At 51.0% G+C, this 23,210-nt stretch carries 26 protein-coding genes, 2 pseudogenes and 1 other annotated feature; of the genes and pseudogenes, 7 read left to right on the top strand and 21 right to left on the bottom strand.

The genetic code is table 11. From position 1 onward, the window contains the following. Nucleotides 1–60 precede the first annotated feature (60 nt). The 13 genes from C3F35_RS01950 to thrS form a co-directional block, all read right to left on the bottom strand. A complete protein-coding gene (locus tag C3F35_RS01950) occupies nucleotides 61–774 on the bottom strand; it encodes an EAL domain-containing protein (protein ID WP_103793163.1) in 714 nt (237 codons plus the stop codon). 287 nt (nucleotides 775–1,061) lie between these two features. After that, nucleotides 1,062–1,526, bottom strand: coding sequence for an NlpC/P60 family protein (locus C3F35_RS01955; RefSeq protein ID WP_059308152.1), 465 nt, complete (start codon nucleotides 1,524–1,526; stop codon nucleotides 1,062–1,064). 71 nt (nucleotides 1,527–1,597) lie between these two features. Continuing rightward, nucleotides 1,598–2,353: a vitamin B12 ABC transporter ATP-binding protein BtuD gene (gene btuD / locus C3F35_RS01960; protein ID WP_103793162.1), complete on the bottom strand. Its 756-nt coding sequence runs from the start codon at nucleotides 2,351–2,353 to the stop codon at nucleotides 1,598–1,600. Further along, nucleotides 2,353–2,904 carry a glutathione peroxidase gene (locus C3F35_RS01965; RefSeq protein ID WP_103793161.1) on the bottom strand — a complete coding sequence of 184 codons (552 nt, stop codon included), beginning with the start codon at nucleotides 2,902–2,904 and terminating at the stop codon, nucleotides 2,353–2,355. Before C3F35_RS01965 ends, btuD begins: the two co-directional genes overlap by 1 nt. A 36-nt stretch (nucleotides 2,905–2,940) precedes the next feature. Then, on the bottom strand, nucleotides 2,941–3,921 hold the full coding sequence (gene btuC, locus C3F35_RS01970; protein WP_059308153.1) for a vitamin B12 ABC transporter permease BtuC: 981 nt from the start codon (nucleotides 3,919–3,921) through the stop codon (nucleotides 2,941–2,943). A gap of 101 nt (nucleotides 3,922–4,022) precedes the next feature. After that, the gene (ihfA, locus tag C3F35_RS01975) at nucleotides 4,023–4,322 is read right to left on the bottom strand and encodes an integration host factor subunit alpha (protein ID WP_006820203.1); all 300 of its coding nucleotides are present in this window, start codon (nucleotides 4,320–4,322) and stop codon (nucleotides 4,023–4,025) included. 4 nt (nucleotides 4,323–4,326) lie between these two features. Further along, nucleotides 4,327–6,714 (bottom strand): phenylalanine--tRNA ligase subunit beta, encoded by a 2,388-nt coding sequence (gene pheT, locus C3F35_RS01980; RefSeq protein WP_103793160.1) that lies wholly within the window; start codon nucleotides 6,712–6,714, stop codon nucleotides 4,327–4,329. A 15-nt stretch (nucleotides 6,715–6,729) separates the two neighbouring features. Then, nucleotides 6,730–7,713 carry a phenylalanine--tRNA ligase subunit alpha gene (gene pheS / locus C3F35_RS01985; RefSeq protein WP_032617740.1) on the bottom strand — a complete coding sequence of 328 codons (984 nt, stop codon included), beginning with the start codon at nucleotides 7,711–7,713 and terminating at the stop codon, nucleotides 6,730–6,732. A gap of 40 nt (nucleotides 7,714–7,753) precedes the next feature. Further along, nucleotides 7,754–7,877: a sequence feature (Phe leader region), on the bottom strand. After that, complete coding sequence (pheM, locus tag C3F35_RS01990) at nucleotides 7,828–7,872, bottom strand: pheST operon leader peptide PheM (protein WP_001386830.1); 45 nt, start codon at nucleotides 7,870–7,872, stop codon at nucleotides 7,828–7,830. (Overlaps the previous feature by 45 nt.) Before the next feature lie 117 nt (nucleotides 7,878–7,994). Beyond that, a complete protein-coding gene (gene rplT, locus C3F35_RS01995) occupies nucleotides 7,995–8,351 on the bottom strand; it encodes a 50S ribosomal protein L20 (RefSeq protein ID WP_032617738.1) in 357 nt (118 codons plus the stop codon). Nucleotides 8,352–8,402: 51 nt separating this feature from the next. Next, nucleotides 8,403–8,600 carry a 50S ribosomal protein L35 gene (gene rpmI / locus C3F35_RS02000; protein WP_001124225.1) on the bottom strand — a complete coding sequence of 66 codons (198 nt, stop codon included), beginning with the start codon at nucleotides 8,598–8,600 and terminating at the stop codon, nucleotides 8,403–8,405. Nucleotides 8,601–8,696: 96 nt separating this feature from the next. After that, nucleotides 8,697–9,239: a translation initiation factor IF-3 gene (gene infC, locus C3F35_RS02005; RefSeq protein WP_059287945.1), complete on the bottom strand. Its 543-nt coding sequence runs from the start codon at nucleotides 9,237–9,239 to the stop codon at nucleotides 8,697–8,699. A gap of 3 nt (nucleotides 9,240–9,242) precedes the next feature. Further along, nucleotides 9,243–11,171, bottom strand: a complete 1,929-nt coding sequence (thrS, locus tag C3F35_RS02010; protein ID WP_032617737.1) for a threonine--tRNA ligase — start codon at nucleotides 11,169–11,171, stop codon at nucleotides 9,243–9,245. 326 nt (nucleotides 11,172–11,497) lie between these two features. On the opposite strand from thrS, the gene yncL reads away from it, so the two are divergent. Both yncL and yniD read left to right on the top strand, forming a co-directional pair. Beyond that, complete coding sequence (gene yncL / locus C3F35_RS02015) at nucleotides 11,498–11,590, top strand: stress response membrane protein YncL (protein ID WP_072036629.1); 93 nt, start codon at nucleotides 11,498–11,500, stop codon at nucleotides 11,588–11,590. A 100-nt stretch (nucleotides 11,591–11,690) separates the two neighbouring features. Continuing rightward, complete coding sequence (gene yniD, locus C3F35_RS27000) at nucleotides 11,691–11,798, top strand: small membrane protein YniD (RefSeq protein ID WP_233211668.1); 108 nt, start codon at nucleotides 11,691–11,693, stop codon at nucleotides 11,796–11,798. A gap of 180 nt (nucleotides 11,799–11,978) precedes the next feature. On the opposite strand, the gene C3F35_RS02020 is transcribed toward yniD, so the two are convergent. Together C3F35_RS02020 and C3F35_RS02025 are read right to left on the bottom strand one after the other, a co-directional pair. Next, nucleotides 11,979–12,212 carry a hypothetical protein gene (locus C3F35_RS02020; protein ID WP_032617736.1) on the bottom strand — a complete coding sequence of 78 codons (234 nt, stop codon included), beginning with the start codon at nucleotides 12,210–12,212 and terminating at the stop codon, nucleotides 11,979–11,981. A gap of 255 nt (nucleotides 12,213–12,467) precedes the next feature. Next, nucleotides 12,468–13,226: a DUF481 domain-containing protein gene (locus tag C3F35_RS02025; protein WP_032617735.1), complete on the bottom strand. Its 759-nt coding sequence runs from the start codon at nucleotides 13,224–13,226 to the stop codon at nucleotides 12,468–12,470. Nucleotides 13,227–13,471: 245 nt separating this feature from the next. Between C3F35_RS02025 and C3F35_RS02030 the strand changes: the two genes are divergently transcribed. Continuing rightward, on the top strand, nucleotides 13,472–13,852 hold the full coding sequence (locus C3F35_RS02030; protein WP_103793159.1) for a hypothetical protein: 381 nt from the start codon (nucleotides 13,472–13,474) through the stop codon (nucleotides 13,850–13,852). Between the two features lie 11 nt (nucleotides 13,853–13,863). Continuing rightward, the gene (locus C3F35_RS02035) at nucleotides 13,864–14,055 is read left to right on the top strand and encodes a hypothetical protein (RefSeq protein WP_103793158.1); all 192 of its coding nucleotides are present in this window, start codon (nucleotides 13,864–13,866) and stop codon (nucleotides 14,053–14,055) included. Nucleotides 14,056–14,266: 211 nt separating this feature from the next. Here the strand turns inward: C3F35_RS02035 and C3F35_RS02040 are convergent, their stop codons facing one another. The 5 genes and pseudogenes from C3F35_RS02040 to C3F35_RS02070 form a co-directional block, all read right to left on the bottom strand. Then, nucleotides 14,267–14,803: a recombinase family protein gene (locus C3F35_RS02040; RefSeq protein ID WP_103793157.1), complete on the bottom strand. Its 537-nt coding sequence runs from the start codon at nucleotides 14,801–14,803 to the stop codon at nucleotides 14,267–14,269. Between the two features lie 140 nt (nucleotides 14,804–14,943). Further along, nucleotides 14,944–15,351, bottom strand: a complete 408-nt coding sequence (locus tag C3F35_RS02045; RefSeq protein WP_103793156.1) for a hypothetical protein — start codon at nucleotides 15,349–15,351, stop codon at nucleotides 14,944–14,946. A 380-nt stretch (nucleotides 15,352–15,731) separates the two neighbouring features. Further along, nucleotides 15,732–16,220 (bottom strand): annotated as a pseudogene (locus C3F35_RS02055) (IS3 family transposase); the annotation flags it as partial. 80 nt (nucleotides 16,221–16,300) lie between these two features. Beyond that, the gene (ltrA, locus tag C3F35_RS02060; RefSeq protein WP_001189111.1) at nucleotides 16,301–17,809 is read right to left on the bottom strand and encodes a group II intron reverse transcriptase/maturase; all 1,509 of its coding nucleotides are present in this window, start codon (nucleotides 17,807–17,809) and stop codon (nucleotides 16,301–16,303) included. Nucleotides 17,810–18,481: 672 nt separating this feature from the next. Then, nucleotides 18,482–19,170: pseudogene (locus C3F35_RS02070) on the bottom strand (IS3-like element ISEc52 family transposase); the annotation flags it as partial. Nucleotides 19,171–19,310: 140 nt separating this feature from the next. On the opposite strand from C3F35_RS02070, the gene C3F35_RS02075 reads away from it, so the two are divergent. After that, complete coding sequence (locus C3F35_RS02075) at nucleotides 19,311–19,751, top strand: hypothetical protein (protein WP_233211656.1); 441 nt, start codon at nucleotides 19,311–19,313, stop codon at nucleotides 19,749–19,751. Nucleotides 19,752–19,782: 31 nt separating this feature from the next. Here C3F35_RS02075 and C3F35_RS02080 read toward each other — a convergent pair whose 3' ends face one another. Further along, nucleotides 19,783–21,522, bottom strand: a complete 1,740-nt coding sequence (locus C3F35_RS02080; RefSeq protein WP_103792863.1) for a recombinase family protein — start codon at nucleotides 21,520–21,522, stop codon at nucleotides 19,783–19,785. Nucleotides 21,523–21,891: 369 nt separating this feature from the next. On the opposite strand from C3F35_RS02080, the gene pfkB reads away from it, so the two are divergent. Continuing rightward, nucleotides 21,892–22,824: a 6-phosphofructokinase II gene (gene pfkB / locus C3F35_RS02085; protein ID WP_103792864.1), complete on the top strand. Its 933-nt coding sequence runs from the start codon at nucleotides 21,892–21,894 to the stop codon at nucleotides 22,822–22,824. Between the two features lie 88 nt (nucleotides 22,825–22,912). Next, nucleotides 22,913–23,203 carry a type V toxin-antitoxin system endoribonuclease antitoxin GhoS gene (gene ghoS, locus C3F35_RS02090; protein WP_032617733.1) on the top strand — a complete coding sequence of 97 codons (291 nt, stop codon included), beginning with the start codon at nucleotides 22,913–22,915 and terminating at the stop codon, nucleotides 23,201–23,203. Nucleotides 23,204–23,210: the final 7 nt, after the last annotated feature.

Below are 23,210 nucleotides of genomic sequence, written 5' to 3' on the forward strand. Positions count from 1 at the left end.
GGTCCTCCTGCTTTTAGTGTAGTGGGTTTATCAGAGGTTAAACACCAGGCAAGAAAAGGGTTATCCCTGTACCAGGGTGGTAATGCGCTCAAGGGGAACGGCAGGCCACAAGCCGCCCTGCATGGCACTAAAGCCAAATGTAGACAGCCGTTGCAGGGCAATGTCATCGTCCACACCCGCGACCATCAGCGACTGACAGTAGGGTGAAACCTGGGTCATTATCGCCCGTAATAAGAGTTCGAATGTATTATCTGTTAAATGCTGCTGAATGAAGTTTTTATCCAGCGCCACGCGTTTAAACATGCCATCAAAAATGGCTTTGGTGGAGGCATCCCCGGCACCGAAATTGCCCAGTATCAGCGGAAAACGCAGGGCAAAGTCCATCAGGGTGGTATTCATATTGCCTTTATTGAGATCAGGATAATTCTCATTAATGCAGAACTCCAGCCACGGATGTTGTTCACATATCGCAACACCGTTTTCACCCATTAACAGGTATTCAACGATGGCCGGAGAGATATTTATCCATGCCGTGAGCTGCTGCTGAATAAAAAAGAGTTTGCAGCTGTCGAGCATCGCTAACTGCTCCTGAAACAGCATCAACTCTTGCTCGGGGGTGAGGTAGGGGCGCACGAGTTCGGTCGGAATGCGCACCTGGTTATCCACGCCGACAAAGTTAACGACTATTTCAATGCCTATAAGCGCCCCTGTATCTTGTCGTGCAGGGAGTAATAACAATTCAGACTGATAAGCAATATCCAGCATCACAATCATGGCGTCCGACCCGGTTTAAAGACGATACATGACATCCTGAAACATATGCTGAAGCAATTCAACGTTATGGATTTTAATAAGATTAATTTCATTCGTTCCATTTAATATTCGGAATTTCCTTAGTCCTGAAATAATCTTATCCTGGATACGGCTTAATAGCCAGTTGTCGCGAATCATCAGAATTGCGTCAAATTAATTCATCCGCTAACTAATCTTTAACTATTAAACCACGCTAATGAATAGCCTATACGGATGAAAAAAGTGTCGCGCCGGGCGGCGCGACAGGATTAAATGCGTCGGGCTTGCCAGAAATTTTTACGCCAGTAGACATTATTGAGGGAGGAACGCACGACGCCACGGCTGGTCGAGGCATGAATAAACTGATCGTCGGTGTCGTATATCCCGACATGCAACCCGCTTTCGCCGGAGCCGGTTTTGAAGAAAACCAGATCGCCCGGAAGCAGCTCATCCTTATTAATTTCGGTGCCGATAGTTGCCTGCTGGCGAGTTTCGCGTGGTAACTGTAGCGCAAACTGGTCGCGGAACGTGAGCAGCACAAATCCAGAACAATCAATCCCACGGCGCGTCATGCCGCCGTAGCGATAAGGCGTACCGCCCCAGTTATGGAGCTGATCGTTCAGGCCTGCAATCACGGCGATTGAATCAGACAGCCGCGGATTGGGCGGCGGTGCGCGATGGCTACTGCATCCTGCAAGAAATAGCGCGGCCATAAGGAGAAAACAGAATCGCATTCCTGACGAATCCTCTGATTTTTATGCTTTCCGTAATTTAGCCTGTGAATATGCCGCTACGCAATAAGCGCTTATTCCTGTGATGTCGAAATGATCATTCTGTGACCTTCGATATCCAGTCGACGGAAGGACATGTCATACGCTTTAGCCAGATTCGGCGGCGTTAGCACGCTATCGCGGGTGCCGCTGGCAATCAACTGGCCCCTTTTCAGCAGCCAGACGCGATGGGCATGGCGCAGCGTATGGTTCAGATCGTGGCTGCTCATGACCACTGCAATACCCTGGCGTGACAGTGCGCTTAACAGCCTGTCGAGCGCCACCTGCTGAGCGACGTCGAGGCTGTTCATCGGCTCGTCCAGCAACAATAGCTGGCCGTGCGGGTTGCCGCCAGGGTGAATTTGCAGGATCACGGCAGCCAGCCGCACGCGCTGCCACTCACCGCCGGAGAGCTGGCTGACGTGGCGCGGCAGCTTATCCTCAATACCCAACGCTGCCGCCACCTCTTCCAGCAGCGTTTTCTGCTGACTGTCGTACTGATGCAGCGTCAGATAGTGCCAGACCGGCATAGCGAATGGCGCGGTTTGCTGCTGCGCCAGGTACGCCCTGCGGCAGGCCAGCGACGCGGAGGACCACCGGGAAAGCGACTCGCCCTGTAACAGGATGTCGCCCTGCCCGGTACTCAGCCCGGCCATACGTGACAGCAATGTGCTTTTACCTGCCCCGTTCGGGCCGACCAGGTGCAGGATCTCCCCCGCATTCACCTGGGCAGAAAGCGGTTGCAGACGCCCGTGTTCCGTCACCCCATCCAGCTGCATCAACATCGACATTACTTCGCGAGGGCCAGCTTGATCGCTTCCATCAGGATCGGATCCTCAGGGGTCATATCTGGCGCAAAACGCTGTACCACTTCGCCATCGCGGCCAATCAGGAATTTTTCGAAATTCCATAAGATGTCATCAGGATAAAGCGGCGCGCGGCCTTTGCTCGCCAGACGCTCATAAAAACCGCTGCTTTCAGGGGCGACCGCGACAGGTGCAGCGGCAATCAATTTTTGATACAGCGGATGACGTGCGTCGCCATTCACCTCGATTTTGCTGAACATCGGGAAGGTGATGCCATAAGTGGTGCTACAGAAGGTTTTGATATCCTCTTCGCTACCTGGTTCCTGGCCGAGAAACTGGTTGCACGGGAAACCGAGTACGGTAAAACCGTCTTTTTCCCAGGCTTTATGGATATTTTCGAGCTGCTCATATTGCGGCGTCAGGCCGCATTTCGATGCCACGTTCACTACCAGCAGCACCTTGCCTTTGTACTCTTCCAGGGTGGTGGTTTTGCCATCAATGGTCGTTACTTCGGTGTTCAGAATATCGTTCGGCATAGCATTCTCTCAGGTTGTGGTTCAGATGGGCTGTACTTAACGTCCGGCTTTTAAGAGTAGCCAGATAAACACGGGTGCGCCCAGCGTGGCGGTCACTACCCCAATGGGCAGCTCTGCGGCGTTGAGCGCGAGGCGCGCGATGATATCAGCGAAAAGCAACGCTGCGCCGCCTGTTACCGCCGCAGCAGGCAATAACAGCCGGTGGTCGGTAATACCACACAAACGTAGCATATGGGGAATGACAAGGCCGATAAAGCCAATCGCACCGGCCAGGGCCACGCTCACACCCACCATCCAGCCGATGGCGACCACCAGCGTGTTGCGCCAGAAGGTGAGCGGCAGGCCGAGCTGGCGGGCCGAAATCTCTCCCAACACCAGAATATTCAACGGGGGTGCCTGAAAGCAGGCCCAGACGATGGCCGGTAACAGTAGCAGCATCAGCCAGCCCTGCCCCCAGTCCACGCCGCCAAAGCCTCCCATCATCCAGTACATCAACTGGCGCAGATCAAAGGCGGTAGAGAAATAGACCGCCCAGGTCATCAGGGCGCTACAGATGATACCCAGCGCCACGCCGGCAAGCAGCAGGCGGCTCACGGAGAGATGACGGCGGGCAAAACGCAGCAAAATAAGGGTAATGATCAACGCGCCGGCGATGGCGCAGAGACTTAAGCTCCAGCCCGACATCGCCCCGCCGCCGAGCATCACGGCGGCAATCAGCCCTACCCCGGCACCGTTCGATACGCCTAATAAGCCGGGCTCGGCCAGCGGATTATCGAACAGCGCCTGCATGATCGTCCCGCTGAGCGCCAGCGCTGCGCCCACCAGCACCACAGCCAGAGTACGCGGCAGACGGATTTGCCAGATAAACAGCTCCCCCCGGGGAGTGAACCACGCCTCAGGGCCAATCCACAGATCGCCCGCGCAAAGGCTCAATCCCAGGGCGATAACGAGCGCCAGTATGAGCGCGAGCAATTTACGCAGATTGGATCGGTACTGCTGACGGGCAAATTCGGGCATTGAAGTCATTTTGCGGGTGAATGATGTCTCTGATTTTACGGTGGGTTTATAGCAGCGCAAAGAAAAAAGGCCGCATAAGCGGCCTTTTTGGTTAGATCATATCACTCTGCTTTGGGTGAAGCGTTTTCGACACGGCTCTTTAACTTCTGGCCGGGTCTGAAGGTCACCACGCGGCGGGCTGTAATGGGAATATCCTCACCCGTCTTCGGGTTACGACCCGGACGTTGATTCTTGTCGCGCAAATCAAAGTTACCAAAGCCGGAGAGTTTTACCTGCTCACCATTTTCCAGAGCGCGACGGATCTCTTCGAAAAACAGCTCAACCAGCTCTTTGGCATCCCGTTTGCTAAGCCCAAGCTTATCAAACAGATATTCGGACATTTCAGCTTTTGTAAGCGCCATAGGTTCAATCCCTCAATGATGCCTGGAATCGCTCTTTTAATGCCTCTACACATTTGGCAACGGTAGCGGCAATCTCCTCTTCTTCGAGTGTACGGCTGGTATCCTGAAGGATCAGGCTGATAGCCAGGCTCTTAAAGCCCTCTGCTACGCCCTTGCCGCGGTACACGTCAAATAAGTTTACGCCAACTACCTGATTTACGCCAACTTTCTTACATTCGGCCAAAATATCTGCGGCAGGCACATTTTCGGCCACCACAACGGCGATATCACGACGGTTTGCCGGGAAGCGAGAAACGTCCTGAGCCTGAGGAATGACGCGGTCTGCGACCTTGTTCCACTCCAGTTCAAACGCCAGTGTGCGGCCGTTGAGATCCAGTTTGCGTTCCAGCTCTGGATGCACAACACCAATGAAACCAACGCGTTCACCTTTCAGATAAATCGCGGCACATTGGCCCGGATGCAGGGCCGGAATGGCCTCAGCGCGGAACTCAATTTCAGACAATTTACCGGTCAGGTCGAGTACGGATTCCAGATCGCCTTTCAGGTCGTAAAAATCGACACTGTTTTTGCTCAGGTCCCAGTGCTCTTCATAGCGGTTGCCGCAGATCGCCCCTGCCAGCATCAGATCCTGACGAATGCCGAGGTTAGCCTGGGTGTCCGGCACAAAGCGCAGACCGGTTTCGAAAATACGTACGCGGCTCTGCTGACGGTTCTGGTTGTAGACGATGGTGCTGAGCAGGCCCGGCAGCAGCGACAGACGCATGGCTGACATTTCGCTGGAGATTGGGCTTGGCAGGATCAACGCTTCCTGGCCCGGGTGGATCAGCTGCTGCACTTTCGGGTCAACGAAACTGTAGGTGATCACTTCCTGGTAACCTTTGTCGTTGAGCATGGTTTTCACACGCTTCAGAGACAGATCCGCTTCACGATGGGAACCCATCACCAACCCAGCCTGCACCGGCTCATCAGGAATGTTGTTGTAGCCGTAGACACGGGCAACTTCTTCCACCAGATCTTCTTCGATCTCCATATCGAAACGCCAGCTCGGCGCAACGGCTGTCCACTCGTCCTGGCCTTCGGTGACGTCACAGCCCAGACGGCGCAGAATGTCGCTCACCTGTGCATCGGCAATGTGATGGCCAATCAGGCGGTCCAGCTTGCTACGACGCAGGGTGATGGTCGCAGGCTTCGGCAGATGCGCCTCGCTGGTGACATCAATGACCGGGCCAGCTTCGCCGCCGCAAATATCAATCAGCAGGCGGGTCGCGCGCTCCATCGCTTTGTATTGCAGAGCTGGATCCACGCCGCGCTCATAGCGGTGAGAAGCATCGGTATGCAGACCATGACGACGCGCGCGACCGGTAATGGACAGCGGGCTAAAGAAGGCACACTCCAGCAGCACGTTCTGGGTTTCATCGTTCACGCCGGAGTGGTCGCCCCCGAAGATCCCGCCCATCGCCAGGGCTTTGCCGTGATCGGCAATCACCAGGGTGTCGGCATTCAATTTGGCTTCGCTGCCGTCCAGCAGGACCAGTGTTTCACCCTCTTTCGCCATACGTACGACGATACCGCCTTCGATACGATCTTTATCGAACGCGTGCATCGGCTGACCCAGCTCCAGCAGGACGTAGTTAGTCACGTCAACAACGGCATCGATGGAACGGATACCGCAACGACGCAGCTTCTCTTTCATCCACAGCGGCGTTGGCGCCTTAACATTGATACCCTTCACTACGCGGCCCAGGTAGCGCGGACAGGCGTCAACGGCTTCAACCTGAATCGGCAGCGTGTCAGTAATGGTGGCCGCCACTGGCGCGATTTCAGGCGCGTTCAGTTCGGTCTGGTTCAGGACCGCCACGTCGCGGGCAACACCGATGATGCCCAGGCAGTCGGCACGGTTCGGGGTGACGCTGATTTCGATGGTGTTGTCATCAAGGTTCAGGTAGTCGCGCAGGTCGGTGCCAATCGGGGCGTCCGCTGGCAGCTCAATGATGCCGGAGTGATCGTCGGAAATACCCAACTCGGAGAAGGAGCACAGCATGCCTTCAGACGGCTCGCCGCGCAGTTTCGCCGCTTTAATTTTGAAATCACCCGGCAGCACCGCACCCACAGTTGCCACAGCCACTTTCAGGCCCTGACGGCAGTTTGCTGCGCCGCAGACGATATCGAGCAGGCGTTCGCCGCCCACGTTAACTTTTGTGACACGCAGTTTGTCTGCGTTCGGGTGCTGACCGCACTCCACAACCTCACCGATAACCACGCCGTTAAAGGTGCCTGCAACTGGCTCTACGCCGTCTACTTCCAGGCCAGCCATGGTGATCTGGTTAGAGAGCGCCTCGCTGTCCAGCTCGGTGTTTACCCATTCGCGTAACCACAGTTCACTGAATTTCATTGTTCTGTCCTGCCCTTATTTAAACTGTTTGAGGAAACGCAGATCGTTTTCGAAGAATGCGCGTAAGTCGGTCACGCCATAGCGCAGCATGGTCAGACGTTCCATCCCCATGCCAAACGCAAAGCCGGAGTAGACTTCCGGATCAATACCGACGTTACGCAGCACGTTCGGGTGCACCATGCCGCAGCCCAGCACTTCCAGCCATTTGCCGTTTTTACCCATCACGTCAACTTCTGCAGACGGTTCGGTGAACGGGAAGTAGGACGGACGGAAACGAACCTGCAGATCTTCCTCAAAGAAGTTGTTCAGGAAATCGTGCAACGTGCCCTTCAGGTTGGTGAAGCTGATGTTTTTATCAACGATCAGCCCTTCCATCTGATGGAACATTGGGGTGTGGGTCTGGTCGTAGTCGTTACGATAGACGCGACCAGGCGCGATGATGCGGATCGGCGGCGCTTGCTCCTTCATAGTACGAATTTGCACGCCAGAGGTCTGGGTACGCAGCAGGCGGGTCGCATCAAACCAGAAAGTGTCGTGGTCAGCACGTGCCGGGTGGTGGCCTGGGATATTCAGGGCATCGAAGTTATGGTAATCGTCTTCGATTTCCGGGCCGGTCGCCACGGTAAAGCCGAGCTCACCGAAGAAACTTTCAATACGGTCGATAGTGCGGGTGACCGGGTGCAGCCCACCATTCTCGATACGGCGTCCCGGCAGGGAGACATCGATGGTTTCAGCAGCCAGACGGGCGTTCAGCGCGGCGCTTTCCAGCGCGTTTTTACGCTCGTTCAGCACTTGCTGCACCTGCTCTTTGGCTTCGTTAATCACCGCACCTGCAGCCGGGCGCTCTTCTGGCGGCAACTCACGCAGGGTAGTCATTTGAAGGGTCAGGTGCCCTTTCTTGCCCAGATATTCGACGCGGACATTGTCTAACGCGGCAACATCTGAGGCCTGGTTAATGGCGGCCGTTGCACTGGCAACCAGCTCTGCGAGATGTGACATGGTTTTCCTCGTTATGTAGCGATATTTACAAGCGGCAGATACGAAAAAAGCCTCCATCAGGAGGCTTTCTGGCGCTGTTTTCCGTTTCGTCTTTCACGCGCTAGCCTCCTGAAATCAGGTGCTAAAGTAAAAGAAGAAGCGGAAAATAGCAGCATTCATGCTTGCATTACCTTGTGTGGTAAGGGACCTAACGCCTTATTGAAAAGGGTCGCCGGAAAATTGTCAATGTTTTGATGCTGTTGAAACGAAAAGAGGGAGACTAGCTCCCTCTTTCAACTGGCTTATGCCAGAGCTGCTTTCGCTTTTTCGACCAGAGCGGTGAACGCTACTTTGTCGAATACTGCGATGTCAGCCAGGATCTTACGGTCGATTTCAACAGAGGCTTTTTTCAGGCCGTTGATGAATTTGCTGTAAGAAATACCGTTCTGACGTGCTGCTGCGTTGATACGCGCAATCCACAGTTGACGGAACTGACGCTTACGTTGACGACGGTCACGGTAAGCGTACTGACCAGCTTTGATAACTGCCTGGAAGGCAACGCGGTATACGCGTGAACGCGCACCGTAGTAGCCTTTGGCTTGTTTCAAAATTTTCTTGTGACGTGCGCGGGCAACTACACCACGTTTTACGCGAGCCATATGTGCTCTCCTGTATCTATTCTAATTAAAAAGTTAAAAAACGTTTACGACTTATGCGTACGGCAGGCACGCGATAACCAGACCCAGATCGCCTTTAGAAACCATGGCTTTCGGACGCAGGTGACGTTTACGCTTGGTAGCTTTCTTAGTCAGAATGTGACGCAGGTTTGCGTGCTTGTGCTTAAAACCACCTTTACCGGTTTTTTTGAAGCGCTTAGCAGCACCGCGTACGGTCTTAATTTTTGGCATCTTAATAACTTCCACTTCGCATTGTTAAATAAACGAAACCCAGGCGAACAAAACCTGCGAAGCCTGTCGGCTCCACAGGAATTGCTACTTGAAGGCCTACTGTTTCTTCTTAGGAGCGAGCACCATGATCATCTGGCGGCCTTCGATCTTCGTAGGGAAGGATTCGACTACTGCCAGTTCACTCAGATCTTCACGGACGCGGTTAAGCACTTCCATGCCGATCTGTTGGTGGGCCATCTCACGACCGCGGAAACGCAGCGTGATCTTGGCCTTATCGCCATCTTCCAGAAAGCGTATCAGGCTGCGGAGTTTTACCTGATAATCGCCATCGTCGGTACCAGGACGGAATTTAATTTCCTTAACCTGGATAACTTTTTGTTTCTTCTTCTGTTCCTTAGAAGACTTACTCTTTTCATAAAGGAACTTGCCGTAGTCCATGATACGACAAACTGGCGGTTCGGCGTTAGGGCTGATTTCAACTAAATCTACTCCAGCTTCTTCAGCCTTTTCGATTGCTTCTCTCAGACTCACAATCCCCAGCTGTTCGCCTTCCAGACCTGTTAAGCGAACTTCCTGGGCGCGAATCTCGCCATTGATACGATTCGGACGTGCCGTTTGAACTCGTTTTCCGCCTTTAATACCTTATTCCTCCAGTTGTTGAAGACTGCGGCTGCGAATCTCTTGTTGCAGCTTCTCAATCACTTCATTTACGTCCAGGCTGCCCAGGTCTTTACCACGGCGGGTGCGAACGGCAACTTTGCCTGCTTCCACCTCTTTATCACCACAGACCAACATATACGGGACACGACGTAAAGTGTGCTCGCGGATTTTAAAGCCAATCTTCTCATTTCTCAAGTCTGCTTTTACGCGAATGCCCGCATTTTGTAGTTTCTGCGTCAATTCTTTAACGTAATCAGCCTGAGAATCGGTAATGTTCATCACTACAACCTGCACTGGCGCAAGCCAGGTTGGGAAGAAGCCAGCAAACTCTTCGGTCAGGATGCCGATGAAGCGCTCCAGTGAACCGAGGATAGCACGGTGAATCATTACCGGTACCTGACGCTCGTTATCTTCGCCCACATAAGAGGCGCTTAAACGCTGCGGCAGGGAGAAGTCCAGCTGTACAGTACCGCACTGCCATGCACGATCGAGACAGTCATACAGGGTAAATTCAATTTTCGGACCGTAGAATGCGCCCTCGCCCAACTGGTATTCAAACGGAATGCCGTTTTCTTCCAGCGCTACAGCGAGATCCGCCTCAGCACGATCCCAGGTCTCATCGCTCCCGATACGTTTTTCCGGGCGCGTTGAGAGTTTGACTACGATCTTCTCGAAGCCAAAGGTGCTGTACATATCGTAGACCATACGAATACAGGCGTTAACTTCATCACGCACCTGATCTTCAGTACAGAAGATATGCGCATCATCCTGCGTAAAGCCACGAACACGCATCAGACCGTGCAGCGCGCCTGATGGCTCGTTACGGTGACAGCTACCGAACTCTGCCATACGCAGCGGCAGATCGCGATAGGATTTCAGACCCTGGTTAAAGATCTGAACGTGACCCGGGCAGTTCATTGGCTTGATGCAGTATTCACGGTTCTCTGAAGAGGTGGTGAACATCGCATCTTTGTAGTTGTCCCAGTGGCCGGTTTTTTCCCACAGCACACGGTCCATCATGAACGGGCCTTTCACTTCCTGATACTGGTACGCTTTCAGCTTGGAACGCACGAAAGTTTCCAGTTCACGGAAGATAGTCCAGCCGTCGTTGTGCCAGAAGACCATACCCGGCGCTTCTTCCTGCATATGATACAGGTCGAGTTGTTTCCCGATTTTACGGTGGTCACGCTTCGCCGCTTCTTCCAGACGCTGCAGGTACGCATTCAGGGCTTTTTTGTCAGCCCAGGCGGTACCGTAGATGCGCTGCAACATTTTATTGTTGCTGTCGCCACGCCAGTAAGCGCCTGCGGTTTTCATCAGCTTGAAGTGATGGCAGAAGCGCATGTTCGGCACGTGCGGTCCACGGCACATGTCGATGTATTCTTGATGATGATACAAGCCAGGCTTGTCATCATGAGCAATGTTCTCGTCAAGAATAGTGACTTTGTAGTTTTCACCACGTTTCACGAAGGTTTCACGCGCTTCGTGCCAGCTCACCGTCTTCTTAATGACGTCGTAGTTGCTCTCAGCCAACTCGTGCATACGCTTTTCGAGGGCTTCGATATCTTCCTGGGTCAGCGTGTGGTCAAGGTCAACGTCATAGTAAAAGCCGTTGTCGATAACCGGGCCGATAGCCATTTTGGTGTTAGGCCACAGCTGCTTGATCGCATGACCGAGCAGGTGAGCGCACGAGTGACGAATGATCTCCAGACCTTCTTCGTCTTTCGCGGTGATGATCGACAGCTTCGCATCGTTTTCAATTAAATCGGAAGCATCAACCAGCGCACCGTCAACGCGCCCAGCAATAGTGGCTTTCGCCAGACCCGGGCCGATATCCAGCGCAACATCCATTGGGCTGACGGCGCGGTCGAAATGGCGTTGGCTGCCATCAGGAAGAGTAATTACAGGCATTTTATATCCTTATTTGCAGTGATGCCCCACACATAAGAGCATATGCAAAGAAAATAATCTTTGATTTACAGTGAATTGCAAAGCCATCTGACCAACAATCGTCAAATTGGCCCGCAATCATGCACAGGATCGAAATCAGAAAAATGGCAATTTACGATCAGCCTGTTGATGGTAACACTAACGCCTGGGTGAAAACACCCTTCTGGGCAGATTGAACGCGTTAGTACTTTTGCATGAGTTTAACGTGGAATTTCAAACAGCTTCTCGCAATACCGGGTGGCTGAGCTATTCTTGAACAGGTCCTTCAATACACTATGGGGCATATTATGAACGTATCCAGCAGAACAGTCGTTATCCTTAACATTCTTTCTGCCACCGCATTACTCGTGATTCTGGCAGATAAGTTTCACTGGTTCTGACGCTCGATGTTGGAAGCGCCTGACGCTTTAACCTTCCGGCGAAACAAAATTATGTTTGCTCTTTGGTAAACGACCGCAACCAAAGAACAAGGATGATAAGATGGCGACAAAACGCTTTTCTAAAAAATACTGGAAGATGGTGATTGTGTTAATCACCCTTTGTGCTGCCCTGCTGATATTACGCTGGGCCGCAATACTTTGGGGTTAATCTTATCACCCATTTCAGCCCGGTAAAGGTATTACTTTTTTGCGGAACCCAACGGATTTAAACTTCCGTTTTAATTATCTTTACATAAACTTTAAAAATAAAAAAAACCGGTACATCAAAACCCGGTTTTTTAGCAGCTATAACTGCCGATAAATGAATGTATCGTGTTTGATAAATCAATCAAGACCATTCACCGGCGACCAGTTTATGCACGTCGAACGCGTCGTCCATAGATTGCCCGGTGGATTGCGAGCCAGGAGCGATGTTCGATCCGGCTTCTACATCAGAGGCCTTGGTAATGCCAATTTGTGTAGAAGTGTCACTGGCAGAGTGATATACAGAATCAGCGGCAAATGCGCCGAATGACAGTGCCGAAAGCACGATTGCTGCAGATGCAGTTGTGATTTTATTCATAATGTTTTTCTCTTACTGAATTAATACAGACCAACTTTAGGCAATATCTAGCTTGTCCTGATAGTTTAGATCTGGATCACACTTTTGCATAGTCAAAATATTTATCAATTCGTGTCAAATAAACTGAATGTTAACAAACCGGGGAATTATGGAGAGAATATGGAGATATCGGCTACGGCTATATTTTAAAACACTGTTTATTATTTATCAGCACAAAAATTAAAAACGGGTCAATATATTATTGACCCGCTGCGATTACATTTTGTAGCCCAGAGAGACCGTGGTTCTGCGATCGGTATGTTCCGGTGCAGATGCTGGCGGTTCGGAGTTCCAGGTCACGTTGTAAGCCACTTTCAACCCGAAATGGGCGTTGATGGCGACGTTTAGCGCCGTCTCGGAGTTGACGGTCGTGTCGTCAGCACCGAAGACAGAAACGCCCTGGCTAAATTTGGCGTTATCGGTCATCTGCCAGGCATAAGTCCCGGACGCATAGCCCAGCGGCTGGGTTTCAGTATCGCCGTCGGTGTATTCGTCGTAACGTACACCCGGACCAAATTCAAAACGGAAGCTGTGTACCGGCCCGTTCAGGAACTGGCGACCATAACCCGCTGTTGCCACGTCACGCTGACGATAACCGTTATAGCGGTCAGTCAACCAGCTTGCCTGGCCGAACAGATAGTCAAAGTCGGTCATGTTGTAACGGCTACGCCCACCCACCGCATATTTCTCGGAAGAGCGTTCATCGTTAGACGAGGTGTTGCTGGCGTTACCCCACAGCGACCAGGCGGTGGTGTTGCCGTACCAGGTCATGGTGGTATCGGCAGTCAGGGAAGAGCTTTTGGTATTGCCCGATTGCGCCAGATAACCTGCGTTCAGGTTACCTTCGAAAGGTTTCTGTGCAGTGGAGGGATCGTCCATGACAGTAAAAACGGAATCATCGGCTGTTGCATGCAGTGACGCAAACAGGCCTCCCGCTACCATCATTGCAGCGGGTACTGTCTTTAAGAGCTTCATTTTAATTTCTATTACACACTTTAAATTTAAGGAGATTTACATTAGCCGTCGCTCATTAGGTGTACTGTATGGCTACCACCGAAAGGCGTTGTGGAGTATGTCACATTTTTTCGAGAGGTGTAATGAGTTGTATGATTTTCTAAACGAAACCTCGTAGAGGATTTAACTGAATCGACCACAGCAGAAGCTAAAAAGCATCAAGGATATCTCTGCTGAAAAAGCTGAAGCGTATAAAGGATGAACAAATGAAGAAATTACTACCTGTATTGTTACTCGCTCTTTCTGGCTATGCATCCGCTGGCACCTTAACTATCTCTTGCGAGAATGCCATTGCAACGAAAGAGGACGGCAGTACACAAGTCATTAAGCAAGCCAACTTATCGAGCGATGGTGAGAAATCCGCTTTGGTAGTTGATGGTCACCAAACCGACCTACCACCAGTAACACAACAGTTTGGTGGCTACATAATCAGAACTATTGATAAAAATAATATGACTCTCACTGTCACTGGCTCAGATGGTTTTGCACCGCATACAGCCGCATTATTTGTGTCTATGGAAGATGAGAATGGTAACGCCATTTGGTCTTTGATGGGTGCAGGCTGCAAAAGTCGTAAGGCTAAGTAGGCAGGGGTCACATGAAAACGATTCTCTTACTTGCTCTGTTGCTGGTGGGCTGGTCTGCTCAGGCTGCAACGCTCAAGGAACAGTACCGGGATGAAAACAATGATTTGATATGTGTGTATGAGTCACATTTCAAACGGGTCACAATCAACGTTGGTTTTAATGGTCACTGTAAGTTCAACGTAGCAGACAAAGACCTACTATAAGAGCTTGCTCAGATTGTTGTTGTTTTTTTTTCTAATAAATTTCAAGGCTATCTTCGGATGGCCTTTTTCGTATCTGCTCCAAAGTATCTGAGACGCTGTATAGGCGCTTAGTAGGTCAGATGAGGTTAAGTACCTTTGCTGGCAAAATTTTAAAATATCTCATGTTACAGAAACGAAAAAAGGCCACCTGTTAAGGTAGCCCATAAGGATACTAATCACACATAGCTTTGATGCGCTGTACTGTTGATTTACCAACATTAAATTGTGCTGCGACTTTAGCAATTGACCCCCCGGCCTTGAGAGCTTCTGTGATTCCTTCACGGTCGATAGCTTTACCATAGCCACGTTTCATAGGGTTAATGGCTGCTGCTTCACGCTGACGTTCAAGCATTGTTTCACGCTCTGCCTGTGCTACTGCTGCAAAGATAGTTAACATCATGCGTGACATTGCAGAATCATCCGTACCTGCTATCAAGCCCTCTTTGTGGAAATGTACAGTGATACCTTTTGCATTCAGTTCCTGAACAAGTTGCAGTGTATCAATAGTGCTTCTGCAAAGGCGGTCTAAGCTGTGGACGTGTAAGACGTCACCTTCACGAATGTAGTTCAGCATTGCTTTCAATTGTGGGCGGTCGGTGTTCTTACCTGATGTCTTATCTTCAAACACCTTGTCGAGTTCTACACCATGCAATTGACGCTCTGTTGTCTGTGCGAGTGTGGAGACTCGTTTGTAACCGATATTGCTCATAGACTCACCGAAACTTGTTCAAAAGGCTATTGGTTGATGCAAATGAATATACCTTATTCATTAGGTCTATTTCAAGGCTTTTGAACATATTTTTTAGGGTCAAGTTTATTCATTCATTACGCATGGCTTTTGAATAATGGTCAGACAGCTTGCTTACCAGCCAGTGCAGCCTTAGATGATTTCTTCTTTTGCTCTGAAGCCCGTAACTCAGAGACTGCTGCTGCAACGTTGGTGTGAAATGTCGCTGTAGATGTCACATGTTTAGCTGGTGGTGTTTCTGATGGTAGTTCCTTGTCACCCAGTATCTGAGCAGCCTGAACACGTTTAGAAGTAGACCTTGCTCTAGTGTTCTCTGATTGTAGAAGAAGCTTTGCAGCATCTGAACGTGCTGAAGTTGTATCGAGTTCGTTTACCTGTTCTTTCGTCAGGCCATATGTCAGGAGCTTCTTGGAATCCCCGGTAAGGATAGCGGTGAACCATTCCTGAGCAAGTGACGGTTGTTCGATGTCCTGAACAGATGCATCACCAGATGTTGTGTTAGTAGTCATTCAGACCCCTGTATGTTGTGTGTATTTTTTGATATTGGATATGTGGGAAATGATATCGAGAAGGAAAGCATCATCAGCACCTAAACAGACACTAATAATGTTATTACAAATCAATTAGTTAAGTTATTACAGACCTGCTGTATTAGCCGCTTTACGGGTCACAGTGATAATCTTGTTTACATAAGCAGGTGAAATCTGTAGGGCAGCAGCAATCTGTTTGTGAGTCTGACCCTCAGCTTTAAGGATGAGGACTGCTTTGTATAGCTCTGATGGATTACTGTTGCGTTTACTATCAGCGATATGAAGGAGTTGGATATGCTCGTCTGTGATGTTCATTAAATATTGTCTCTGTTGGTCATCCGATATACTCCTTGTTGTGGTCAACTAAAACTGGCCACCGCGTTAGAGTTTTTCCAGTATCGGTTTTCTGATTCGTTTGGTGGTAACCCACCATTATATTCGTGCGGTCTTAGTGCGCTGTAATATCCAACGATATAGTCCGTTATTGCGTGAGCTGCATCGCTGAAGCTTACATAGCCCGTCGCTGGCACCCATTCGTTCTTCAGACTCCTGAAGAAGCGCTCCATTGGGCTGTTATCCCAGCAGTTTCCACGCCGACTCATACTCTGCCTGATCCGGTATCGCCACAGTAACTGCCGGAACTGCCTGCTCGTATAATGACTGCCTTGATCGCTGTGGAACATCACCCCGACGGGCTTACCACGGGTTTCCCATGCCATTTCCAGTGCTTTCATGGTAAGCCTGCTGTCCGGCGAGAACGACATGGCCCAGCCCACTGGTTTTCTTGCGAACAGGTCGAGAACAACGGCGAGGTACGCCCAGCGCTTACCCGTCCAGAGTAGAGTAAGAGGCAGGGCGTAGTCGGACTATTTCCCTGCCTCTCCTCCCCGAACCGGACGTGCACCTTTCAGCGCATCCGGCTCTCCATTTAAATGCTGGCGAACGCCATTGCCACTTCTGTAAAGCGCGATGTATACGTGTTTCTGGTCTCCGTCCTCAGATAGGGATTACCTTCGGGTAGCCGCCAGCGGAACAGCTTCTTGCCTTGCCCCACCAACCGGTACAGTATTTCGCCGCTGAGCTTGCCGTGATTGGTTTTACCAAATAAAACCCACGTTTTGCTCTGACCCGGTTTCGGTGATTTACACCACCACCTCATCAGGGAAGCGATACCTGTACGGTATTTGCGGGCCAGCCAGTGAGCCAGCTTCCAGAACACGACACGGTCGATATAACTGAAGACTTTGGCCTTAAAATCAACGAACTGATAGAACATGGCCCAGCCTTTCAGTTTTCGGTTGAGTTGTTCAGCCATATCGACTTTGCTTTCACTGTAGTTGCCTGATAACAGTGCTGTCAGCGATGCGGCGAAGTTTCTGGCTTTCTCCTGCGGGATCGTTGAGACCACTCGCATCTCGCCATAACGACTGCGTTTGCGAATGATCCTGTGCCCCAGAAAGATAAAGCCGTCATTAACATGGGTGATTTTAGTCTTATCCATGTTCAGCCTGAGTTTCAGACTGCCTTCGAGCACACCCCGACACTCCTCCCTGATGGCTTCCGCCTGTGCTTTGGTGCCTTTGACGATGAGGACAAAATCATCGGCATAGCGGCAGTACGCCACCGCGGGTTTCCACTGCCAGTTTTCTCTGACCGCCGTACTTCGGCCCCGTTGGATACTGTTATTCCAGTACCACCGATCTTTTCTGGCTTTCCCGCTCAGGTAGCGCTCATGCAGGTATTGATCGAACTCATTCAGCATGATGTTCGATAATAGCGGCGATATAACACCGCCCTGTGGTACACCTTCACTGGCCGCCCGAAAGAGACCGACATCGATATGTCCCGCCTTGATGGTTTTCCACAGCAGAGTCATGAAACGTGCGTCACTGATCCTGCGGCGTACAGCCTTCATCAGCAGTCGATGATGTACGGTGTCGAAGTAACTGGACAGGTCGCCTTCAATCACCCAGCGTCCCCGGGTTTCACCACAGTCTGTGAGCTGTAATTTCACCGTGCGGATCGCGTGGTGGACACTGCGCTCAGGCCGGAAGCCATATGAGAGCGTATGAAAATCACTCTCCCATATCGGCTCCATCGCCATCAGCATGGCCCGCTGAACAATACGATCCCGCAACGCGGGGATACCCAGTGGTCGCAGTTTGCCGTTGCTTTTAGGGATGTAAACCCGTCTGGCGGGCAAGGGCTGGTAGTGGCCTGAGAGTAATTCATCCCTGAGGATTTGCAGCTCAACAGCCAGTCTGGCCTGTAGCATTGTTTTGTTCACGCCATCAACGCCGGGGGTATGGGCCCCCTTTGATGAAAGCGTGATCCGCGCCGCTTCAGCCAGCCATTCTGGTTGTGTTATCAGACGCAGCAGCCGTTGAATCCGTAGGGACGGATCGGTGGCTGCCCATGTGGCAAGCTTGCGTTGCATTTCGCTGATTATCAAAGGTCTTCACCTCGTTAGGTCAGTTAATTCACGTCGCAAACACATTCAAACTGCTTCCCTTCGCCATGTAATGGGCTTTCCCCATCGCGGACTACTACGGAAGCTCCGCCAGCCAGCGCGTCATCGGAGCCATGCCCCCTTAACATCCGTCGCTGACCTTCCCCGGTTTACCTGCCTGGACTCAGGCATACTGAGGAGGCTGCCCGTCGCACTCTTTATCCTTGCTTGCCGCAAGTTGGCAGAAGTCAGCAACGCAAGCGTGATAGACGCTGCTGCCCCGGTGTTTCGCATACATGTCAAAACACCTTCGACCGGCAGTGCTTACGTATCACTGCCAGTTCCTCCTGCACGGCCTGTCAGATCACGTAGGCCGTGGTGACGTTTTCAACCCACAGAGGCGGATTAACGGGTTCATGTTCTTCAGCCTTTCAGTACTTAACCTTGAGGATCATCTCGGCTTAGTGATCTCGCCTCAATCCCCGTTGTCAGCGGGTTACATCACCCTGCGGGCATGCCGCAGGTCACTGCCGCTCAGGTTCTCCACCGTCACACCCGGTGGGATTGTTGGGTTTCTCATCGTGAGTTACCGGTTCAATATTCCAGACAGACTCGCGGTTCATTTAAGCATCCATGCCCGCCCTGAACTCCGGGCACACTATAGGTCACATCACCGCACCACACCTGATTTGGTTCCGTTACGGCGAACTGTCGCTCAAGATGATTCGGGATAGCAACGTGCTCATGACCGCCACGCTTATACCGGTGAGTCGGCTGCTGGCAACTGACCAGCCCCAGCTCTTTCATGAGTCTGCCAGCAAGCCAGCGCCCCATCTGGTAGCCTCTCTGGGTTGCCATTGTGGCGATGCTTCTTGCTCCGGCAGAGCCGTGGCTGATGCCATGCAGTTCAAGTACCTGGCTGCGTAATACAGCCCGTCTGCCGTCTGGCTTTTCAGGACGGTTTTTCCAGTATTTGTAGCTGCTGCGATGGACCCCGAACACATGGCAGAGAGTGGCCACAGGATAACGCGCCCTGAGTTTCCCGATTATCGAGAACTGTTCAGGGAGTCTGACATCAAGAGCGCGGTAGCCTTTTTTAATATTTCATTTTCCATTTCAGTACGTTGTAGCTTTTTCCTGAGCTCACGGATTTCAATTTGTTCCGGGGTAATGGGGGAGGCTTTTGGTGTTTTTCCCTGCCGCTCATCACGTAATTGTTTCACCCATCGCGTCATTGTGGAAAGGCCGACATCCATAGCGCTGGCTGCATCTGCCACGGTGTAATTCTGGTCAACGACCAGTTGAGCGGATTCGCGTTTAAACTCTGCGCTGAAATTTCTTTTTTTCATTATGGCACCTGTGTTGTTCTGAGGTGAGCATATCACCTCTGTTCAGGTGGCCAAATTCAGTAAACCACTTCACTGATTACCTCGATAGCTACAAGGATGAAGAAGGCTTCCATATAGCGAGGTTGCTCAATGATGACCACATGGAACCGATAAGACTTCTCTTCAACAATAAGCACTACCTTGCAAGCTTCAAACTGTTGATGTCTTTCGTTGACACTATCGCCTATATCGAGTTTGGCGATACTAACAGACTATTCCAGCAGTGGCTTGATACCTATTCAGAAATTCAAACTCTTGGTGTTAGCTCTGACGAACTATATGAATTAAGAAATTCTCTTCTGCATATGACTAACCTTAACGCCCGTAAGGTTATGCAAGGTAAAGAGCGTCGTTTGAGCATTGCTATCTGTAAGCGGGGTTATCCTACTCAAGAACATGACGGTATCGTTTATGTGAACTATACCGACTTCCTGTATCTGTTCGAAGAAGCCGTAAAAAAATGGGTCGAGACTTATAGCGACAGCAATAAGAGATTAACGTTTATTGAGCGATACGATGAAGTGGTCAGGGATAATTATTAGCCTTGTCAGAGGGGCATTGCGCCCCTTTTATTCAATCTTCTGCTGGTGGTCTCTGCCCTTCCTTCTCCATCTCTTCCTGCACCCAATATGGGGCAAGACACATAGGCTCATAAGCCACTCCAACAGGGTCACCAGCAGGGATGACCAGCGGTAGACGCTCACCAATGATTGCTGTTAGTTCTGCTTGCTTCTCTTCGTCTGTAGCCTCTGTAAATACAGCCTTTTTATTGCTGGTGGAGTCAATACAGAAGCCTGTGATGGAGTTGCCGTTTACAAGGTGCACATCAAGTAAACCTTTGTCCGTGTCTATGGTGATGGATGAAATCATGCGCTTGATGATGACCCTTGCCTCACAGCGTTGTGTGTAGTCGGAAAGGTCGAGATGGCTGATATTCTCGTACACGGATGACTGTTCGGTAACGCTTAGCGCAGCAAGCTCTGACCTTTTCTCTTCACGTTTCTTTTCGTTCTGAGAAATTCGTGAAGCTTGCCCGTCAGAGAGGTAGAAAGGGTGGTCACTGTTCTCGTAGTCTTCCCAACCTTTGCGTATCAGGGTGTCTAAGCCTTCTATCTCAGCTTTGAGTGTTTCAATCTGGTTAGATAGTTCGTGGTTAACATCCAGACGGGTCAGAGAAGGCAACAGACGAGTCAGGAGGGCTTCCTCTACCTTCTGACGGTTGATAGATGGCTTAGTGCATAGCGTTGAACCTGCACGCGCTGAGGCGCATTTAAACACACCTGCATACGTTGAACGACAGCCAGTTACATCCATATAAGCACCGCAGACACAACGAAGCATTTTCTTGAAGATTTGGATGCTGTTGATATTGGAGAGAACACGCTTCTTACCGTGCTTTTCATCCTTCAGAGATTGAACCGCTGCAAAGAGCGTCGCTGAAATAACAGCAGGATAGTAGCCGGGCGTATCAGTACGTAAGGTATCCTGACGGTGCTTGTTATGCTTATTGACCTGTTGCGCGGGTAGGATACCCAATACAGCTTTGTTAGAAAGTAGCCCGGATACGTTAGCTGAATGCCAGCAAGGGGCGACTCTGCGTTTTTTATATTCCTTACCGGGGGTCACGGTACGGTGTGTGTATACCGGAATACCCTCCTGATTGAGAATTTTACCGATAGCGTAACAGGACATAGACTCAAGACGCATTTTGAAGATACGTTCCACCAGCTTCGCTCTTTCAGGAATCACAAGTTGACGGTCATCCGGGTTAATCCAGAATGGTACGTTACGAGTCAGGGTTGCACCGTCTGCAATGCCTTCTGCTTTAATCTGCCATGCCTTAGTCACATTGTCAGACTTACGCTTGCTCTCACCATGGGCGCGGGAAGCGGTCATTACAAGTTGCATCAGGAAGAAATCGTCATCCACCTTATCAGGGGTAATGACTTCACTACGGTCTAGCAGGCAAATGGATACACCAGCCTCTAAGATATCGGTGATGTAGCCAAGAGCTTTACGGGGCTTAAGCCTGCCGAAACGGTCAAAGTTTTCTATAAGGAGAGTCGGAGCCTTGTAATGGTTGAAGGTGCCCTTCTCCACTTCCGAGATAAATTCACCTAACTGACCAAATTTGATATTGTCACCGTGATAGCCAGACACAGCTTCATCCACATAGTCAAACTGTGGAAGAGTCTTGTATTCAGGATTCTTAGACAGCCATTTTGTGACGAGGTCTTGCTGTCTGGTTAGGGATGAATTGCCTGTTTGCTTGTCGCTGCTGAAGCGTCGGTAAGGTATGGCAAGGTGAATCATTGCTGCATGTGCCTGAACAGTGTAGAGATGAGGAATCAGTCTATCAGACTTGTACGATAGAATTTATAGTTTTCATTTATAAAGAGTCCGTACAACAAAAAAAGAGACCATTACGGTCCCGGAAACTTTCTTGCGGATCAATGCCATGGGATCCCGCGAAAGGTAACAAATTATAAAAAGGCTCAAATAACATAGCAATGATTTCTTGTTTCATTTTTGGAATAAGAACGATCTCAAAGCAGCCTGTTATTTATAAATAAAAGTCACGGTAGGTAACGATATTCATATTGAAAATCATATTGTTATTTACTTTCCCTTCCGCAGGTTCGGTGCCAGGCTTAAGGTTATACTCATTCACAGGAGATCAGCATGGATCGTATCTTTACGTTGACGCCCTCCCCTTCTCTGGACAGCGCAACCCTGACGGCTCAACTCTATCCTGAAGGTAAGCTTCGCTGCAGCGCGCCGGTATTCGAACCCGGTGGCGGCGGGATTAACGTGGCGCGTGCCATCGTTCACCTTGGCGGTAAAGCAACCGCCATCTTTCCCGCTGGCGGCGCGACGGGCGAACACCTCGTCTCGCTGCTGGCTGATGAGCAGGTCGCCGTGGATACGGTTGAATCCCATGACTGGACCCGGCAAAACCTGCACGTACATGTTGAATCCACCCACGAGCAGTACCGCTTTGTCATGCCCGGCGCGACCCTGAGCGAAGATGAGTTTCGCCAGCTGGAAGAGAAAGTGCTGGCCATCGAGAGTGGCGCGCTGCTGGTTATCAGCGGCAGCCTGCCACCGGGTGTCAAAACCGAACGGCTGACGCAGCTAATTCGCGCTGCGCAACAGAACGGTATCCGCTGTATCGTTGACAGCTCCGGGCAGGCCCTCAGCGCCGCGCTGACCCTTGGCAACATCGAGCTGGTGAAACCTAACCAGAAAGAGCTTAGCGCACTGGTCAATCGCGATCTTAGCCAGCCGGATGACGTGCGCAGCGCCGCGGAAGAGTTGGTGAAGAGCGGCAAAGCCCGGCGGGTTGTCGTGTCCCTCGGCCCGCAAGGCGCACTGGCCGTGGATGAAACCGGCTCGGTGCAGGTGGTGCCACCCCCCATGAAAAGCCAGAGCACCGTCGGCGCGGGTGACAGCATGGTGGGCGCGATGACACTGAAGCTGGCGCAAGGCGCGTCCTTACGGGAAATGACCCAATACGGCGTAGCCGCAGGCAGTGCGGCAACCATCAATCATGGCACCCGGCTGTGCTCGCTGGATGACACCCAGAAAATATTTACATACCTGACAAATGCATAATCGTTGCCCTCCCGGCTACCCGGCGAGGGCGACAAATGACATGAATCGTCTATGCTAAAAAAATTTCGTGATAACAATGAGGTGAATTATGAGCAGTGGAGAGATCGCTCGCTATGTGGTAACCGTCAAAATTCATGAAGACTCACTGACGGAACTCAATGAAATCAATAATAATCTTACCCGCGGCGGTTTTTTACTGACCATGACTGACGAGGACGGCAACCTGCATGAACTGGGCACCCATACCTACGGGCTGGTTAGCCCATTGAGTGAAGATGAGGTAAAGGCGCTGGCCACGGGTCTGGTAGAGAACGCCACCGGAAAAGAGCCGCAGGTTGAAGTGACGAGCTGGGAAAACTGGCAGAAACAGCAGCAATAAATGCCAC

The organism is Leclercia sp. LSNIH3, assembly GCF_002935105.1.
Taxonomy (GTDB): Bacteria; Pseudomonadota; Gammaproteobacteria; order Enterobacterales; family Enterobacteriaceae; genus Enterobacter; species Enterobacter adecarboxylatus.

Bases quoted from the DNA above. Each gene is read 5' to 3' on its own strand.
- C3F35_RS01950 (WP_103793163.1), bottom strand. From the start codon at position 774: ATGATTGTGATGCTGGATATTGCTTATCAGTCTGAATTGTTATTACTC.
- C3F35_RS02040 (WP_103793157.1), bottom strand. From the start codon at position 14,803: ATGAGCAATATCGGTTACAAACGAGTCTCCACACTCGCACAGACAACA.
- C3F35_RS01965 (WP_103793161.1), bottom strand. From the start codon at position 2,904: ATGCCGAACGATATTCTGAACACCGAAGTAACGACCATTGATGGCAAA.
- pfkB (WP_103792864.1), top strand. From the start codon at position 21,892: ATGGATCGTATCTTTACGTTGACGCCCTCCCCTTCTCTGGACAGCGCA.
- C3F35_RS02075 (WP_233211656.1), top strand. From the start codon at position 19,311: ATGGAACCGATAAGACTTCTCTTCAACAATAAGCACTACCTTGCAAGC.
- ltrA (WP_001189111.1), bottom strand. From the start codon at position 17,809: ATGCAACGCAAGCTTGCCACATGGGCAGCCACCGATCCGTCCCTACGG.
- thrS (WP_032617737.1), bottom strand. From the start codon at position 11,171: ATGCCTGTAATTACTCTTCCTGATGGCAGCCAACGCCATTTCGACCGC.
- C3F35_RS02045 (WP_103793156.1), bottom strand. From the start codon at position 15,351: ATGACTACTAACACAACATCTGGTGATGCATCTGTTCAGGACATCGAA.
- C3F35_RS02020 (WP_032617736.1), bottom strand. From the start codon at position 12,212: ATGAATAAAATCACAACTGCATCTGCAGCAATCGTGCTTTCGGCACTG.
- C3F35_RS02080 (WP_103792863.1), bottom strand. From the start codon at position 21,522: ATGATTCACCTTGCCATACCTTACCGACGCTTCAGCAGCGACAAGCAA.
- rplT (WP_032617738.1), bottom strand. From the start codon at position 8,351: ATGGCTCGCGTAAAACGTGGTGTAGTTGCCCGCGCACGTCACAAGAAA.
- ghoS (WP_032617733.1), top strand. From the start codon at position 22,913: ATGAGCAGTGGAGAGATCGCTCGCTATGTGGTAACCGTCAAAATTCAT.
- C3F35_RS02030 (WP_103793159.1), top strand. From the start codon at position 13,472: ATGAAGAAATTACTACCTGTATTGTTACTCGCTCTTTCTGGCTATGCA.
- rpmI (WP_001124225.1), bottom strand. From the start codon at position 8,600: ATGCCAAAAATTAAGACCGTACGCGGTGCTGCTAAGCGCTTCAAAAAA.
- C3F35_RS01955 (WP_059308152.1), bottom strand. From the start codon at position 1,526: ATGCGATTCTGTTTTCTCCTTATGGCCGCGCTATTTCTTGCAGGATGC.
- pheT (WP_103793160.1), bottom strand. From the start codon at position 6,714: ATGAAATTCAGTGAACTGTGGTTACGCGAATGGGTAAACACCGAGCTG.
- pheS (WP_032617740.1), bottom strand. From the start codon at position 7,713: ATGTCACATCTCGCAGAGCTGGTTGCCAGTGCAACGGCCGCCATTAAC.
- C3F35_RS02035 (WP_103793158.1), top strand. From the start codon at position 13,864: ATGAAAACGATTCTCTTACTTGCTCTGTTGCTGGTGGGCTGGTCTGCT.
- btuC (WP_059308153.1), bottom strand. From the start codon at position 3,921: ATGCCCGAATTTGCCCGTCAGCAGTACCGATCCAATCTGCGTAAATTG.
- yniD (WP_233211668.1), top strand. From the start codon at position 11,691: ATGGCGACAAAACGCTTTTCTAAAAAATACTGGAAGATGGTGATTGTG.
- btuD (WP_103793162.1), bottom strand. From the start codon at position 2,353: ATGTCGATGTTGATGCAGCTGGATGGGGTGACGGAACACGGGCGTCTG.
- ihfA (WP_006820203.1), bottom strand. From the start codon at position 4,322: ATGGCGCTTACAAAAGCTGAAATGTCCGAATATCTGTTTGATAAGCTT.
- C3F35_RS02025 (WP_032617735.1), bottom strand. From the start codon at position 13,226: ATGAAGCTCTTAAAGACAGTACCCGCTGCAATGATGGTAGCGGGAGGC.
- yncL (WP_072036629.1), top strand. From the start codon at position 11,498: ATGAACGTATCCAGCAGAACAGTCGTTATCCTTAACATTCTTTCTGCC.